The sequence below is a fragment of the Streptomyces sp. NPDC057474 genome, from assembly GCF_042802555.1.
In the GTDB taxonomy this organism is placed as follows: Bacteria; Actinomycetota; Actinomycetes; order Streptomycetales; family Streptomycetaceae; genus Streptomyces.
Window position 1 is genome coordinate 1 of record NZ_JBHVDX010000024.1, and the last position, 15,579, is coordinate 15,579.

Annotated in this window: 18 protein-coding genes; 9 read left to right on the forward strand and 9 right to left on the reverse strand. The window is 68.2% G+C overall.

The window, feature by feature from the left end; all coding sequences use genetic code 11:
* Positions 1-185 precede the first annotated feature (185 nt).
* Together ACFU53_RS09640 and ACFU53_RS09645 are read right to left on the reverse strand one after the other, a co-directional pair.
* Entirely contained in the window at positions 186-1,040 is an 855-nt protein-coding gene (locus tag ACFU53_RS09640) for a hypothetical protein (RefSeq protein ID WP_383988285.1), read from the reverse strand.
* Between the two features lie 210 nt (positions 1,041-1,250).
* Positions 1,251-1,976 (reverse strand): TioE family transcriptional regulator, encoded by a 726-nt coding sequence (locus ACFU53_RS09645; RefSeq protein WP_383988288.1) that lies wholly within the window; start codon positions 1,974-1,976, stop codon positions 1,251-1,253.
* 92 nt (positions 1,977-2,068) lie between these two features.
* Here ACFU53_RS09645 and ACFU53_RS09650 point away from each other — a divergent pair, with 92 nt between their 5' ends.
* Positions 2,069-3,091 (forward strand): erythromycin esterase family protein, encoded by a 1,023-nt coding sequence (locus tag ACFU53_RS09650; protein WP_383988291.1) that lies wholly within the window; start codon positions 2,069-2,071, stop codon positions 3,089-3,091.
* A gap of 19 nt (positions 3,092-3,110) precedes the next feature.
* Here the strand turns inward: ACFU53_RS09650 and ACFU53_RS09655 are convergent.
* The 3 genes from ACFU53_RS09655 to ACFU53_RS09665 form a co-directional block, all read right to left on the reverse strand.
* Positions 3,111-4,096 (reverse strand): IS5 family transposase gene (locus tag ACFU53_RS09655; RefSeq protein WP_383988294.1). Its coding sequence is split into 2 segments (ribosomal slippage): positions 3,111-3,686 and positions 3,689-4,096, totalling 984 coding nucleotides; the frame shifts between segments, so codons are not numbered across the junction.
* 76 nt (positions 4,097-4,172) lie between these two features.
* Positions 4,173-4,463, reverse strand: coding sequence for a hypothetical protein (locus ACFU53_RS09660; RefSeq protein WP_383988297.1), 291 nt, complete (start codon positions 4,461-4,463; stop codon positions 4,173-4,175).
* Entirely contained in the window at positions 4,460-4,696 is a 237-nt protein-coding gene (locus ACFU53_RS09665; protein WP_383988300.1) for a hypothetical protein, read from the reverse strand. The genes ACFU53_RS09660 and ACFU53_RS09665 overlap by 4 nt, the downstream gene beginning before the upstream one ends.
* Before the next feature lie 149 nt (positions 4,697-4,845).
* Between ACFU53_RS09665 and ACFU53_RS09670 the strand changes: the two genes are divergently transcribed.
* From ACFU53_RS09670 to ACFU53_RS09700, 7 genes are all read left to right on the forward strand, one after another.
* Entirely contained in the window at positions 4,846-5,679 is an 834-nt protein-coding gene (locus ACFU53_RS09670; RefSeq protein WP_383988303.1) for a helix-turn-helix domain-containing protein, read from the forward strand.
* Positions 5,676-5,876, forward strand: coding sequence for a DUF397 domain-containing protein (locus tag ACFU53_RS09675; protein ID WP_383988306.1), 201 nt, complete (start codon positions 5,676-5,678; stop codon positions 5,874-5,876). The genes ACFU53_RS09670 and ACFU53_RS09675 overlap by 4 nt, the downstream gene beginning before the upstream one ends.
* Before the next feature lie 65 nt (positions 5,877-5,941).
* On the forward strand, positions 5,942-6,250 hold the full coding sequence (locus ACFU53_RS09680; protein WP_383988309.1) for a hypothetical protein: 309 nt from the start codon (positions 5,942-5,944) through the stop codon (positions 6,248-6,250).
* A complete protein-coding gene (locus tag ACFU53_RS09685) occupies positions 6,247-6,645 on the forward strand; it encodes a hypothetical protein (RefSeq protein WP_383988311.1) in 399 nt (132 codons plus the stop codon). Before ACFU53_RS09680 ends, ACFU53_RS09685 begins: the two co-directional genes overlap by 4 nt.
* Positions 6,646-6,752: 107 nt before the next feature.
* Positions 6,753-7,991 (forward strand): AAA family ATPase, encoded by a 1,239-nt coding sequence (locus ACFU53_RS09690; RefSeq protein WP_383988314.1) that lies wholly within the window; start codon positions 6,753-6,755, stop codon positions 7,989-7,991.
* Positions 7,981-8,577 carry a DUF4276 family protein gene (locus tag ACFU53_RS09695; RefSeq protein ID WP_383988317.1) on the forward strand — a complete coding sequence of 199 codons (597 nt, stop codon included), beginning with the start codon at positions 7,981-7,983 and terminating at the stop codon, positions 8,575-8,577. Before ACFU53_RS09690 ends, ACFU53_RS09695 begins: the two co-directional genes overlap by 11 nt.
* 261 nt (positions 8,578-8,838) lie before the next feature.
* Positions 8,839-9,474 (forward strand): hypothetical protein, encoded by a 636-nt coding sequence (locus tag ACFU53_RS09700; RefSeq protein WP_383988320.1) that lies wholly within the window; start codon positions 8,839-8,841, stop codon positions 9,472-9,474.
* A 40-nt stretch (positions 9,475-9,514) separates the two neighbouring features.
* Here ACFU53_RS09700 and ACFU53_RS09705 read toward each other — a convergent pair whose 3' ends face one another.
* The 4 genes from ACFU53_RS09705 to ACFU53_RS09720 form a co-directional block, all read right to left on the reverse strand.
* Complete coding sequence (locus ACFU53_RS09705; protein WP_383988323.1) at positions 9,515-10,966, reverse strand: ATP-binding protein; 1,452 nt, start codon at positions 10,964-10,966, stop codon at positions 9,515-9,517.
* Positions 10,963-11,697 carry a response regulator transcription factor gene (locus tag ACFU53_RS09710; protein WP_383988326.1) on the reverse strand — a complete coding sequence of 245 codons (735 nt, stop codon included), beginning with the start codon at positions 11,695-11,697 and terminating at the stop codon, positions 10,963-10,965. The genes ACFU53_RS09705 and ACFU53_RS09710 overlap by 4 nt, the downstream gene beginning before the upstream one ends.
* Before the next feature lie 181 nt (positions 11,698-11,878).
* Positions 11,879-12,091, reverse strand: a complete 213-nt coding sequence (locus tag ACFU53_RS09715; protein ID WP_383988329.1) for a hypothetical protein — start codon at positions 12,089-12,091, stop codon at positions 11,879-11,881.
* A gap of 59 nt (positions 12,092-12,150) precedes the next feature.
* On the reverse strand, positions 12,151-13,326 hold the full coding sequence (locus ACFU53_RS09720; protein ID WP_383988332.1) for a S1C family serine protease: 1,176 nt from the start codon (positions 13,324-13,326) through the stop codon (positions 12,151-12,153).
* 330 nt (positions 13,327-13,656) lie between these two features.
* On the opposite strand from ACFU53_RS09720, the gene ACFU53_RS09725 reads away from it, so the two are divergent.
* Positions 13,657-15,405 carry a trypsin-like serine protease gene (locus ACFU53_RS09725; protein ID WP_383988335.1) on the forward strand — a complete coding sequence of 583 codons (1,749 nt, stop codon included), beginning with the start codon at positions 13,657-13,659 and terminating at the stop codon, positions 15,403-15,405.
* Positions 15,406-15,579: the final 174 nt, after the last annotated feature.

Below are 15,579 nucleotides of genomic sequence, written 5' to 3' on the forward strand. Positions count from 1 at the left end.
ACCAGACCGTTCTCGGCGAGCACGGTCTCGTGGCCCTCGAACCTCAGCAGCCGCCCGATCCCCTCACGTACGGCCTCGTCGTCATCGACCAGCAGAATCTTCCGCGCCATCCCCACAAGGTGAGGGCGGGCACTGTGGCTGGTCTTGGAGAGGGGTGTGGGCGGGCTGGGGAAGCCGGGGGAGCCTCACTTGGCGCAGGTCTTGGGGTCCAGCTTCTCCTCCCACTTGTCCTCACGGCCGTCGGGCTGGCCGTTGGGGAGGAGCTTGTCGGAGGTGCCGTCGATGTAGTAGCCGTACGAGTAGATCGTGCGGTAGGAGCGGTTGCGCCAGGTGTGGACGGTCTTCTCGCCGTTGCCCTTGTTCCAGGAGTAGTCCTCGACGTAGAAGATGGGGTTGACGCGGACCACGCGCTGGTAAGGCGTCCACGTCACGGCGATCTGGGTGCACGGCGGGATCGTCTTCTCGCTGCGGCGCTCGAAGCTCGACGACTTCTCCCAGCCCCACTCGTACGAGAAGCTGCCGCCCGCGCTGCCGGAGAAGATGCTCTTGGCGACGGAGAGGCTGAGCTGCGCGCCGACGCTCTTCTTCGCGAACGTCTTGGTGCTGTAGCTGCTGACGAACGTCTCCTTGTCGTCCTTCGACCCCCGGTTGCCGATCCAGGGGGAGGTGCGGACGGGGGTGCCCTTGGTGGACCAGGTCGACGCCTGGACGTTGCCGCACCAGCCGCGGAAGGTCTCCCAGTCCCCGGCGGGCACGAACAGCCCGAAGACGTCCCGCAGATACTCGTCCCGCGTCTTGAACTCGCCGGTCCGGACGTTGAGGGCGCCGTACACGCCCGTCAGGCTCGTCTTCTGACCGCAGAGCCGCTCGATCATCGAGTCGGTGTTGCCGGGGTCCACGCCCCGGATGTTCGTGGCGCCGCCCGGCCCGGTGGCCGCCTGGGCGGAGCCGGTGCCGGCCAGGACACCGGACACGGCCAGCGCGGTGGACGTCGCGACGAGCGCGTATTTCTTCAGGGCTGCCTTGACTGCAGTTCGCATGGGTGTGCGCTCCTACTGCTGTACGCCGGCGTCGGCGGTCACCGGTTCTGTCGTCTGGGGGATCGGCCACTCGAAGAACTCACCAGTAGCGAACAGGACCGACCTCACAGCCGCGTCAGAGCTTTCTCAGACCCCTCTCAGAAATGCGTCACGAACCCGTCACACAAGATCCACAACTCTTGCTCGTCGGTGTGGGACGTCACTTCGCGATCAAGGGCTTCGATCGAGCAGGCCCAGGTACTCGCCGAGGTGAGCCGCCGCGTCGAGCATGGCGACGCCCCGCGCGGCCAGTCTCCGTCGCCAGTCGTCCAGGGCGCCGGAGAGTGTGTCGGTGCCGCCGGCCGTCCGGATCTGCCGGACCACGGTGGAGATGTGGTCGAGGGGGTAGCCACCGCGCCGGAGGAGGTGGGCCAGCTCGGCGTCCCGGATGTCGGTCGCGCGGTAGACGCGGTATCCGGTGCGCGGGTCGCGGGCGGGGGTGAGGATGCCCGCGGCCTCCCAGTTGCGCAGGGTCGCGGGGGTGACCTGGAGCTGGTGGGCGAGTTCGCCGATGGTTCGCCCGTCGGCACCTGTTGACCGGTCCCGAGCGGGTGTGGTGTCGGCCTCCGCCATCAGGTGATCCACCGCGCTCCGCACCGCGTCGAGGGTCTCCCGGTCGCGGAGCGACTGGCTGTGGCCACGGTCGATGATCAGCAGGGCCTCGTCGAGGGCGTCCTCGTGGAGGGCGAGCATGATCTGTCCGGCGGCCGCGTGGCCGTAGGCCGGGACGAGGGCGAGGAAGGCGCGGAGGGCCACCGCGTGCGCCTCGGTGTAGATCCGGTAGCCGCTGCGCGTGCGCTCGGCGGCCGGGATGAACCCGTCCCGCTCGTAGTTGCGGACCGCCTGGGTCGAGAGGCCGTGCTCGCGGGCGAGGTCGAAAGGTCGCAAGGTGATCACCGGTTTGAGACTTTAGGGGACTCAACGGGGAAGACCACTCGGCCATCGCTCCCCAAGCCTCAACCGATCTTTCAAGGATACGATTGAGGCTCATGAGTCAGGACATTCGAGACTTCGTGACCCCGTCGTGCGACCTCTTGGCCCTTGGTGAGCCAACCCACCTGGAACCGGCCTTCGGGCGCGCCCGCAACGAACTGTTCGCCCAACTCGTCGACCAGGGCTTCCGCTCGATCGCCCTCGAAACCGACCGCGTCCCCGCGCTCGCCGTGAACGACCACGTCCAGGAGGGGGCCGGCGACTTCGACGAGGTGATGAGCGAAGGCATCGCGTTCGGCCGCGGCGAACTGGCCCCCAACCGGCAACTGGTCACCTGGATGCGCGAGTACAACCGGGCCCGCCCGCCGGAGGAACGACTCGCCTTCCACGGCTTCGACGCCGAGATGGAAAACCTGAGCGCGCCCAGCCCGCGCCGCTACCTCGAACACGCCCGCGCCTACCTGACCCGCGAGGGAGGCCTCGCCCCCACCCTCGCTCTCGCCTCCGCCTCCGCAGTCGATCTCGCGAGCCTCGCCGGTGACGAAGAACGGTGGAGCCGTACGGAGGCGGTCTTGGACCCGGCCATGTCGATCGGCGCCACGGCGGAGGCGGAGACGCTCCGCTGCCTGGCTGACGACATGCTCACCGAGTTCCACGCCCGCGCACCGGAACTGATCGCGGCGACCTCACGTGCCGAGTGGTTCAGGTCGAAGGCCCACGTCACCGCCGGTCTCGGTCTGCTGCGCTACCACCGGCAGTTGGCGCAGCCCATCGAAGAGGGCACCCGCATATCCCGCCTGCTCGCCACCCGCGACGCCCTCATGGTCGAGAACCTCCTCGACATCCGCGCCATCGAGGCGGGCCGCGGCCCGACCCTGGTCTTCGGCCACAATCTCCACCTGCGACGAAGCCTCAGCCATATGCGCATGCGCGACCTGGACCTCAACTGGTACGGCGCCGGTGCCATCCTGGGGTCGCTGGTGGGCGAACGGTACGCCTTCATCGCCGCCAGCCTGTGCCCTGACGAGGTGACCCCCGAAGGCGCCGACGGGGTCCTGCGCATCGACGTCCCCGACTAGGTCCTGTCTGGAGTTCGGATCACGAGTGTGGTGCGATGCTGCGGAGCCAGAGCATCGCACCACACAGGTGCAGTCCGGCCTCGTAGCTCTCCGGGGTCTTGTCGTACCGGGTAGCGATACCGCGCCAGTTCCGCAGCCGGTTGATGCACCGTTCCACGGTGTTGCGCTCTTTGTAGAGTGTCGCGTCGTGTGAGACTGGCCGGCCGCCGGTGCTGCCACGCTTCTTGCGGTTCGCGGCCTGGTCGACCTTCTCCGGGATCACGGCTCGGATCCCGCGTCGTCGCAGGTAGCGGCGGTTGCGTCGGGACGAGTACGCCTTGTCCGCGGCCACCGCATCCGGCCGGGTCCGCGGGCGCCCGATCGGACCGCGCACCTTCACCCGTTCCAGGACCGGGGCGAACTGCGGACTGTCACCGGCCTGCCCGGGCGTGACGACGAACGCAAGCGGGCGACAGCGTCGGTCAGCCGCCATATGGATCTTGCTCGTCAGTCCGCCCCGGGAACGCCCCAGCTCGGCGACTTTCAAGCGGGCCCGGTGTCGTCGGCGGACCCGTCGCCGCTCCACGCGCTCCTCATCCTCGGCCTGTCCGTCCTGCGTTCTTTGCTCCTTGTCCTCGCCCCCTTTTCGGCCTCGACGGCCATTTCCAAGGCCGCCAACTGCTCGGGGTCCAGGGCCATCCCGGCGGCGTGATGGTGGGCCCGGGCGGTCGCAGAGTCCACGCTGACCAGGCCCAAGTCGGCCTGGCCGCGGGCGGCGGCCTCGGCGATCACTGTTTGCATCAGGTCCTGGAAAACGCCCCGCGTCGCCCAGATCCGGAAGCGGTCGTACGCGCTCTGCCAGGGGCCGAACTCGGTCGGCAGGTCACGCCAGGGGCTACCCGTCCGGAACCGCCACATCACCGCGTTGAAGTGTTTCCGCAGGTCAGGGATGGGCCCAACCGCGGCAATCGGGAGATGGGGCTCGATCAGGGCCCACTGCTCATCGGTGAGATCGCCTCGCGCCATGACTGACGGCCTATCAAGACCGAGCCCCCGCGCGCAGGCGATCTACCGAACTCCCGATCCGAACTCCAGACAGGACCTAGGGGCCGTCCTCGCCGATCCGCCGCCCCCTGCTGACCGCGATCCGCAGCACGTCGTCCAACGACTCCGCCGCCCGCGTCAGCGCGAACCGCACCGCCCGCTCCCCGGCCGCCGCGTCCCCGAGTACGGCCCTGCTCCCGGCCAACACCTCCTCTGCCGACCCGAGTTGGGAGACCTCCACACTGTCGGCGAGGAGGGAGAGTGCCCCGGGGTGCGCGGTGTCCGGGTCGAGATAGCAGGGCTTGCCGTCGGGGGTGGTCCACGGCAGCAGACGCAGTCCGTCCATCATGCGGGGACCTCCATGCCGTGAATGCTGTGAATGCTGTGGCTGTACAGCTCTTCCGCGCTGAGCACGTAGGGCCGTACGAGGTTGTCGTAGCGCTCGAAGGGCCAGATGTCGACGGGCTTGTGGGGTGGGGGAGGAGGGACGGGTTCCGACGGCTCCTCCGCCTCGGGCGGCGGCGGACCGGGCGCGGCCCAGCGGAGCAGTGCCTCGCAGAGCCGGAGGACGAGTGCGCGCATGGCGGTGCCTCAGCTTTCGTCTCAGGGTTGGTTCAGGGTCGGCCTGACGAGCGGTGATTACTGTTCGTGTCCCGATCGTCACGGGTGAGACGTACGCTGCGGAAGGGGGGCGGTGTTGTCTGGCGCCCCAGACAACGGCGAGGGGTGACATGGGCGAAGTCGTTGACGGGGAGCGGGAATCAGGGCGCGTCGCGCTCGGGCGGACACTGCTGTTCCTGCGCGAGAAGGCGGGCAGGACACTGGCCCAGCTGGCGGCGGAGACGTCGTACGACAAGAGCTATCTCTATCGCCTGGAGAAGGGGGAGAGGCTCTCCAAGCGGGCGGTCATGGAGGACCTGGACACCTACTACGAGTCCGGTGACCTGCTGGTTCGCCTGTGGCGGGACGCGCGCAAGGAGGTCATCAAGGACAAGTACAAGGCGTTCATGGAGCTGGAGGCGACGGCTCGGGTCATGTGGATGTTCCAGCTTGCGGTGCCGGGGCTGTTGCAGACGGAGGAGTACGCGCGCACGGTGTTGTCAGGGTTGTCCAGAGCCCAGACAACGGCAGGCAACAGCGAGGAGATCGAGGAACAGGTGGCCGCGCGTATGGGACGGCAGGAACTGCTGTACCGCGAACCGGCGCCCAGCATCCGCGTGATCCTGGATGAGGGGGCCGTGCGGCGGCCTGTCCCCGATGCTCAGGTGTGGGCGGATCAGTTGTCGCGACTGGTGGACGCCGCCGAACTGCCGTCCGTGGCCCTTCAGGTGCTGCCCTACACGGCAGGTGTGCACGACCTCATGAACAGCCACCTCACGTTGCTGTGGCAGCGAGTCGGTGACCCCATCGCCTATGCGGAGGGCAACGGAGTCGGAGAGCTGATCGACGATCCGGACAAGGTTCTGTCCTTCCGCTTGTCCTACGATCTCGTCCGGGACGCGGCCCTGCCTCCGGAGCAGTCGACGGCGTTCATCAAGCGCCTTTTGGAGGAGTGCAGATCATGAACCGGACCCCCGACTTCACCGCCGCCATGTGGCGCAAGTCGTCCTACAGCGATGGGGGACAGACGAACTGCCTCGAAGTCACCGACGGAGTCCCCGGCATAGTCCCCGTCCGGGACAGCAAGGCCCCGGACCGCCGTCCGCTCCTGTTCTCCGCCCGGGCCTGGTCCGCCTTCGTCAAGGTCGTCGCGGCTGACTGAGCACCTTCGGGTGAAGGGGGACGGAGGCGGGGGCGCTCGCACCGTGGTGTGGCTATGGTGAATCCATGGCAGAGAACACCACCATCCAGGTGTCCAAGCAGGCCCGTGATCACCTCGCCCAGGTCGCCAAGGAACGCGGCATGACCCTCGGCCAGCTCATCGAGCAACTGGCGGCGGAGCAGCCGACGGCGGAGCAGATCGCGGAGCGGGTCGCGGCCACGCGCAAGGTGCTGCGTGAGCGCATGGGGTGCACGCTCACGGACGAGGAGTTCGACAGCGGGCCGGACGTCCTGGCCAACATCTACGCGATGGCTGCGGAGAAGATGCTCTCCGGCCGCGTGAAGACGCGCCCTGACCAGGGGCGCGCCGCGTGATCGTCCTCGACACGGGCGCGGCGCTCGCGCTCGTTCGCGGTCACGAGGCCCTGCACCGCCTCGCGGACGACGTCGCGCACATCCCCGGTGACTGGTTGCACGTTCCCTCCCTGTGCCTCATGCGGGCAGAGGAGAAGGACGAGGGCGTCGGGCGGACACTGCTCGCGCTGCCGGGCATCCAAGTCGACCCACTCGGGCAGACGGCCGCGGTGACGGTGGGTGGGATGGTGCGTGGCGGATGGGGCGGAGCCGATACCTGCCATGCTCTCTACGTCGCCACGCCGCACCTGGAGACGGGCGGCATGTCCATCATCCTGACGGGACACGAGGACGACTACCCGCCGGGCGTACTCGCCATCGACATCGACTCCCCCGGAATGCTCGGCTTCCACTGAGGCTCGCCAGGAGTGGGCATGGCGCTGATCGTACGAGCGTGCCGGGACGCTTGGCCTAGTGTGGCTGTGCATACCCGTTCATGAGACTGCTTACGTGAGGAGCAGCGGTGATCACCCGGATCGAGATCGACGGCTTCAAAACGTTCGACGATTTTTCGCTCGACGTGCCGCCGTTCCTCGTCCTGCTGGGGGCCAACGGCTCAGGCAAGTCCAACCTGCTGGAAGCGGTAGTGCTGCTGGGTCGTCTGATGAAGGACTCGCGGGGTCAGACGCTGGTGCGTTACGCCCGACGGGGCGGGCCTCGGGAACTGTTCCGGCGAGGGCCGGGCGGTGACCTGGTCGACGAGATGAGGTTGAGCGCCAATGTGCTGGTGCGAACTCCCAATTTTGGACCAGCACATGTACGTGTGGATGCGACCGTCAATTACCGCGAGGCGCCGGAGCCCTTGCATGTGCGCGTGGACTTCACTCCTATCGGCAGTGAAGGTGTGGAGCTGCCATCGCATGTCGCGGACCAAATCGATGACAACGTGCTCCATCTACTCCACCGGCTCCCTGACGATTCGGATCCGGTGAAGCAGAACGAGGCCGAGCGTGAGATCTACGGCGCTGTGCGACGCGCTGCGGAAGGATGGCGCATCCTCGACCCCTCGCCTGACGCCATGCGTCACCCGGCGGACGCTTACGACTCCGATCCCCTCACCGAGGACGGACGCAATCTGGGCGCGGTGCTCGGTCGGTTGTGGGACGGGGAATCGGAGCGAAAGTCCGACTTCGAGGCTGATGTCGCCGCAGTTCTCCCCGACATCCGGGAGATCGATGTGGTCCGGGACGAGGATCGAGCGTTGTGGGAGATCTGGATCCAGCACAAACATGAGCCGAAGATGACGCCACGCGTCGTTTCTGGCGGAACACTTCGCATGCTTGCCCTGCTTGCTGCGGCACACGACCCCGCCTATTCCGGTGTGCTGATGCTGGAGGAACCGGAGAACGGACTGCATCCGAGCCGCGTGCCAAGGCTGCTGGAACGGTTGAAGAGGCGGGCCACAGAACTGGCAGGTATCGAACGGCGGGCGTGGTACGGCGATTTCGAGGCAGGCAGCGGCGACGATCTTCGTCAGATCCTCGTGACCTCCCACTCTCCTGTCGTCCTGGCCTCCCTTCGTGACGAGGCCCCTCACAACGTCGTCTTCCTTGACACGGTTACCCGCGTGGGCGGTGGACAGACGCCGTCAAGGCTCACCCGCGCCCGCACTGTCGCGGCAGACGGCGAACGCGGGACCTATGTCACCCCCTTGGAAGTACGCCAGTACCTTGACCCGGTGGGGTACGCGCGTGGGGCGTAGGTATCTGAACATCGTCCTGCTCACGGAGGGCGAGAGCGACCAGTGGTTCCTGCTCCCGCTCATCGACCGTCAGGTGGAGGCCCTGGAGTCGGACACGACGGTCGGGTTCGACTTCGGAGGCACCGTTCCCGGTGCGTGTTTCACCGTGTCGCAGCGCGAAAGGGTCGTTGCGGAAGTCGAGTCGCTCCTCAAGGAGATGGACCTCGTGATCATCCATCATGACCACAATGAACAAGGCAAGATCGACGCTGTACGGTCAGGCTTGACGGACCCGGCCTCGGCCGCGCGGGTCATCGGGATCGTTCCAGTACGGGAGACGGAGGCCTGGATGCTTGCCGATCCGGACGCCCTGCCGCAGGCCCCCGCTGCCGTGGTCCGGGAGACAGTCCGGTCACCTCGTGATGTCCACAAGCTCGCGGATCCCAAGAAGACCTTGGCCCAGGCGTTCGGGCCGAGACACCGGCCTGAGTACGACTTCGACCGACTGGGCCAGCGAGTGTCCTTGACCGTGTTGCGGCAGGTCCACGCTTACGCGCGCTGGGTCGATGACCTTCGTGCGGCGATGGAGCGCTCGCATTTCCTGTGAGCCGAGCCTCGGCTGTCACGTTCAGGTCGGCGCGCATCCCGTCGGGTGAATCGGATGGGAAATCGGGACGGGCAGGCACACGGTTCGGTCACCGTGGCGTCATGGCAGTGAATGCGATCTTCGATGGAGAGTTCGACCGAGGGGAGGGCGTCTCGGCCGACCCGTGCGTGTCGTGGACGGAGGCGGTGCGTGGACGCACCGCGAGGGGGCGGTGAGCGCGACTATGGTCGTAGACACGGCACGACTAGGAAGCCCTCGATCATGGCTCTCCATGCTGCGGAATCCGATCCGGCGATCTCTCCCATGCCCGAGCGGACCCCGATGGCGCTGCGCAGGGCCATCGCCGAGGACGCCCCGCATCTTCTCCCTGACTTCGAGGCACATTGGAAGCGGGCAATCAGTGATGCCTGCGACATCGCTCCTTTGCCCGCCTTCCTGGCCCGCTGGTGGTGCGAGTACGCGATCGCCCGTGATCCGCAGCTCGATGCTCATGTGACCGAACTCCAGCACCGCCCCGCAGAGGCAACCGACATTGCTGAGGCCAGGACTCTGCTCGACGAGGTGGCGCAGATTCGCTACAGCGCGCGAAAGCTGGAGCCGCGAGTGAGCGACGAGTTCATGGGGCCGCCTTGGCAGATGGACCGGCGACTGGATGCCCTCGCAAGTCGTGATGAGCCGCCCGACCACGTGCGGAAGTCGGTCGACGAGGTTCGCGCCGAGTTGGTCATCGCGAAGGACCCGTACTTCCGGGGGATCGACGCCGATGCCGACCTCCCCCAGAGCATGTGCGTCGAACCCGTATGGTCCAGCGATCCGAAAGGACCGCGCATCCTGTACTTCGACAACCACTGCGGCTGGTTGGTCTACAGCTTCGTTCCGCGTACTCAGGATCCGTAGCTCCTGGTCTATGAGCTGTTCTGGCAGGAGGCCGACCCGCCTATGCCGTTTCCGGCGGCGGAGTAGCCGCCCCCGGCAGTCGTACCGTCGCCAGCGTGCCGCCGCCCTCAGCACGCGACAGGGACACCTCGCCGCCCGCCTGCTCGACGGTACGGGCCACGATCGACAGACCCAGGCCCGATCCCGGCAGGGCCCTCGCGCTGGGGGAGCGCCAGAAGCGGTCGAAGACGTGGGGGAGTTCGTCGGCGGGGATGCCGGGGCCGTGGTCGCGTACCGTGAGGACACCCGCGTCGAGGGAGACCTCGATCGTGCCGCCCTCGGGGCTGAACTTCACCGCGTTGTCGAGGATGTTGACGATCGCACGCTCCAGCGCGGACGGCTCGGAACGGACGTACCAGGACTGGATGTCCGCCGTGATCGTCAGCTCGGGGCCGCGCAGACGGGCCCGGCGCAGGGCCGCCTCCACGGTCTCCTGGAAGTCGACCACCTGGAGGTCGCGGCCTCCCTGCTGGCCCGAATCCGAGCGCGACAGCTCCTGCAGGTCGCCGATCAGCGAGGCCAGTTCGGTCATCTGGGCCTTCACCGAGGCGAGCAGGGCCTTGCGGTCCTCCGCCGGGATCGGGCGGCCCGTCTCCTCGCTGCGGGTGAGGAGTTCGATGTTCGTGCGGAGGGAGGTGAGGGGGGTGCGGAGTTCGTGGCCGGCGTCCGCGATCAGTTGTTGCTGCAGTTCGCGGGAGTTGGCGAGTGCGCCCGTCATCGAGTTGAAGGAGCGGGAGAGGCGGGCGATCTCGTCCTCGCTCTCCTCCTCGACGGGGATGCGGATGCTCAGGTCCTCGGTGCGCGCCACGTGTTCGACGGCTTCCGTGAGCTTGTCGACCGGGCGAAGGCCCGCGCGAGCCACGGCCAGACCGGCGGCCCCGGCACCGACGACTCCGATGCCGGAGACGAGGAGGAGGATCAGGGCGAGGTCGTTGAGGGTGGACTGGGTGCCCTTGAGGGGGAGGGCGACCAGGAGCGCCGCGTTGGACACCTCCCCCGTGCTCCGGTTGCTGAAGGTCACCGGCCGAACCTTGACGCGTACGTCGTTGCCGTCTGTGTCGGTGCTGTTGTGGTAGACGGCCTTGGTGCGGCCCGTGGCCGTGACGACGTCCTTGTCGGTCTGGGTCACCTTGACCGCACCGGCGGAGAATTCCACGACACAGGACGTTCCACCCTCCAGAATCACCTGGAAGTAGGTGTTCTGACCGAAGCGGTTGGTCTGCTGCGGAGTCTGCGTGCAGTTCTCGATCGCGAGTCCGGCCTGGTCATCAAACGCAGGCATATTCATTGATTTGTCGAGATCGCCGTCCAGCTGGTCGTACAGCTTCCCCTGCACGATGAACCAGCACGTCACCGACACCGCCGCCACCGCGAACGCCACCGCCGCCGCGACCAGCATCGACAGCCGGGTCCGGATCGGCAGGGACCGGTACCGGCTCAGGAGCTTCTTCACTCCGCGCCGCCCTGTCGCAGGACGTACCCGACGCCCCGCACGGTGTGCACGAGCCGCGGCTCGCCGCCCGCCTCGGTCTTGCGGCGCAGGTACATGACGTACACGTCCAGGGAGTTGGAGGACGGCTCGAAGTCGAAGCCCCAGACCGCCTTCAGGATCTGCTCACGGGTGAGGACCTGGCGCGGGTGCGCCATGAACATCTCCAGGAGCGTGAACTCCGTGCGGGTCAGCTCCACCGGGCGCCCGCCCCGCGTGACCTCCCGCGTCGCCAGATCCATCCGCAGGTCCGCGAAGGTGAGCGCCTCGTCCACCTCGGCCGTCTCGGCCACGGCGGCCGCGTACGAGCTGCGGCGCAGCAACGCGCGGACGCGGGCGAAGAGTTCGTCCAGCTCGAAGGGCTTGACCAGGTAGTCGTCCGCGCCGGCGTCGAGGCCGGTGACGCGGTCGCCGACCGTGTCGCGGGCCGTGAGCATCAGGATCGGGGTCGTGTCGCCCGCGCCGCGGATCCGCCGGGCGGCGGTCAGACCGTCCATGCGCGGCATCTGTATGTCGAGGATCACCAGGTCCGGGTGGTACGCGGTCGCCTTCTCCAGCGCGTCCGCGCCGTCGACGGCGACCTCGGTGCCGTAGCCCTCGAAGGCGAGACTGCGCTTGAGTGCGTCGCGCACCGCCGGCTCGTCGTCGACGATGAGGATGCGCTGGGGTTCGGGGGCGCCTTCGGCGGGGCTCATGTGGTCTTCGTTCCTCGTGTGCGGTGGATTACAGGGCCGGGGCGCCGTAGGGGTTCTTGTGCGGTGCCTGGTGCTGCGGGTGCGTTGTGGCTGGTCGCGCAGTTCCCCGCGCCCCTGAAGGGGCGCGCGCAGTACCGCCCTAGCCTTGCACGTCCCCTGGCCGCGCAGTAGCCCGTGAGGATCAGCTGCGAACCGTACGCCGGTGCAGGCGGGCCGTCGTGTTGCGGCGGGTCGTGGCGTGGGGGGTGGACGCCACCTCGGGGGCCCTCGTCACCGGCGTGTGCAGTGCGGCGGCCACCGCGAGAGCGAGGCCCAGCCCGGCCGGGTCGCCGGCGGTCGCGACGTCGTGCGAGACCTGCTTGATCTGCGCGCCGTTCTTGATCTGCGTGATCATGTCGAACTCCTTGGACTCAGCGGGACTGGAAGGGAACTACCTGGTCGGAGGGTCGGACCTCAGTCCGAGCCGCCCGCCCGCAGCGTGCTCAGGTCGGCCTTGACCGTGTTGACCGGGATGGCGAAGCCGAGGCCGACGCTGCCGGCGCTGGAGGAGGAGGCGTCCGCGGCGGAGTACATCGCCGAGTTGATGCCGATGATGTTGCCGTTCATGTCGATGAGGGCGCCGCCGGAGTTGCCGGGGTTGAGGGAGGCGTCGGTCTGGAGGGCCTTGTACGTGGTCGTGGAGGAGCCGGTGTCACCGTTGAACTCCTGGCCGCCGAACTCGAACGGCCATTGGCCGCTGCCGCCGCCCTGCTGTTGCTGCTGCTGGCCCTGGCTCTCGTCCGTCGAGACCGTCACGTCACGGTCGAGGGCGGAGACGATGCCGCTGGTCACGGTGCCGGTCAGGCCCTCGGGGGAGCCGATCGCCACGACCTGGTCGCCGACCTTGACGCCGCCGGAGTCGCCGAGGGTGGCGGCCTTCAGCCCGGAGGCGTCCTGCAGCTTGATGAGGGCGAGGTCCTTCTTGCTGTCGGTGCCGACGACCTCGGCCGTGTAGGACTTGCCGTCGCTGGTCGTCACCTTGATCTGGGAGGCGCCGGAGATCACGTGGTTGTTGGTGATGATCTCGCCGTCGCTGGTGATGATCACACCGGAACCGGTGGACTCACCCGCGTTCGAGCTGGCGCTGATCTCCACGATGCTCGGGCTGACCGCCGTGGCGACCCCGGAGACCGTGCCCTTCTCGCTGGTCGGCACCACGCTGGTGCTGGTGGAGCTGGAGGCCACGGTGTCCGTGCCGGTCAGCTCCTGGATGCCGTACGCCGTACCGCCGCCGATCGCCGCCGCGACGAACGCCACGGCAGCCAGCAGCGCGATCGGACCCCGGGCACGCTTTCTCGACGCGGGCGCGGGCGCGGGCGCGGAGGCGGGCGCGGACTCGGGGACGGTGGCGGAGGACACCGGCTCGGTGAGGAGCGCGGTCGGAGCGGCGTGTGCCGAGGCCGCCGCCGGGCCGTACGCCGGCGGGGGCGGCCACTCCGGGTTCACCGGGTTCACCGGGGTGGAGGCGTGCTGCTGCTGGAGGTACGCGGGCTGCTGCTGGGTCTCGCCCTCGGCGTACCCGGAGTGCTGCTGCTGGTCACCCTGGTAGGGGTTCTCGTACTCGCCGCTGCGGCGGAAGCTCTCGGTCATGACGCAGAGCCTGCCGCCCGACCATGAGACGTTCCTGAGTGCTCCCTGAGAACCCCGCCAGAACCTCGTTCACCCCGGATAAAGGCGCCGCGCCCCGCAGGCATGGGAAACAGAGGGTTGCCGTGCGGTGATGCCACGGGACGCAACATCCGAATACTTGTCTGACTCCTGTGAATTCCGTGTCCGGTGGGACGCACGAGGCCTACGATCTCCCAGCCGGAGGGGGGCTCCGCGATACGACCCGAGGCCGGGACAACCGGTTACGGGGCGGTCGGCGTCGTACGCCCTGCTCGGGCTGCCCACGACACCCACGCATCCCAGGAGCCCTGAGTGATACGTGCCTTCAAGGCACTTCCCGCCGCCGCCCTCGCGCTCGCGCTGAGCGGCGCCGGCGTCCTCGCGGCGCAGCCCGCGACGGCGGCCGACGAGCCGACGCAACCCACTGTCACCCTCGACCAGCCCGCAGCCCCCAAGACCTCCGCCAAGGAACTCCGCCAACGCGTGATCAAGGCGGCCGAGGACCAGGCGGGACCGTCGTCGGACGACTCCGAGGCGTCCGACGACGCCTCGTCCTCCCCGTCCCCGTTCATCATCGGCGGCAGCGAGACGACGATCTCCGCCGCCCCCTGGATGGTCCAGCTCGCGTACTACGACGCGACCACCGACGAGGGCTTTTTCTGTGGCGGCACCCTGGTCGCCCCGAACAAGGTCCTCACGGCCGCCCACTGCCTCTCGGGCCTCGACTGGACGACGAACGGCGCGGTCCTGGCCGGCACGACCGACCTGTACGACGACACGACCGGCACGGACGCGGGCGTCCTGCGCCAGTGGGAGCACCCGAAGTACGACGAGGACACCATCAAGAACGATGTCGCCGTCCTCACCCTGGACCGCCCGCTGGAGCAGAAGCCGCTGCGCCTGGCCGCGTCCGACGACAGCTCGCTCTACACCGCCGGCACGAAGGGCACGGTGTACGGCTGGGGCCTGACCTCCGGCGGTGAGGACGCCCAGCTGTCCGCGAAGCTGAAGAAGGCGACGCTGCCGCTGGTCAAGGACGCGACCTGCGACAGCGCAATGAAGTCGGTCCTCGGCACGGACTACTTCGCCGAGGGCTCCATGGTCTGCGCGGGCACCCCGGCCTCCGGCGGCGACGAGGGCACCACGAGCACCTGCAACGGCGACTCCGGCGGCCCCCTCGTGGTCGGCGGCAAGGTCGTCGGCATCGTGTCGTGGGGCGTCTCCGGCTGCACCGCCAAGGGCGCCTACCCGGTCTTCACCAAGGTCTCCGCGTACACCTGGGCCGCCCAGCCCCGGATCGACGACACCGACCTGACGTACGACGGCCGCGCCGACCTCCTCGCCCGCACGCCCTCCGGGAACCTCTTCCAGCAGAACAGCAACGGCACGTCGCTCACCTCGCGGGCCTACCAGGGCAACGGCTGGCAGAACGCGAGCTGGGGCATGCAGGCCGACCTGGACCGGGACTTCTACCAGGACCTGATCATCCGGGACAAGAACGACGGCAAGCTGTACCGCAGCTACATGAACCACTCCACCTGGGAGTGGACCTGGATGCAGATCAGCTCCGTCTGGGGCGGTTACAAGTCGTACGCGATCCCCGGCGACCTCACGGGCGACGCGCTCCCCGACCTCCTGGCCCTCGATGCCGACGGTTCCGTGTACCTCTACCCCGGCAAGGGCAACGGCCAGTTCAACGCCAAGATCCGGGTGGTCAACAAGGCATGGAAGGGCGCCAAGCTCCTCGGCCGCGGTGACCTCTCCGGCGACGGCAAGGCCGACCTCCTGGTCCGCGCCTCCAACGGCACGCTCTACCTCTACAAGGGCACCGGCAAGGCCGCGACCCCCTGGTCCGCCCGCATCCAGGCCCGCACCGGCTGGAAGTTCACGGCCTACGTGACCAACGGCGACGTCACCGGCGACGCCATCGCCGACGTCATCGCCCGCGACTCCGACGGCACCCTCTGGCTCTACCCCGGCACGAACAAGGCCTCGACGTCCCTGTTCGCCGGCCGCGTCAAGCTGGGCACGGGCTACAACCAGTACAACGCGCTGTTCTAGGTCCACCTACCGCAGCGAGGCCCGCGCCCCATTCTTTTCGGGGCGCGGGCCTCGCTGCGCTGAGGAAGTGGGGGCAACCGCGTGCTTTTGCCTTCGAGGGGCGCGGGGAACTGCGCGACAAGCCACGACGAACCCGCGGCCGACAACGCACCCAAGCCCCTACGGCGCTACTCG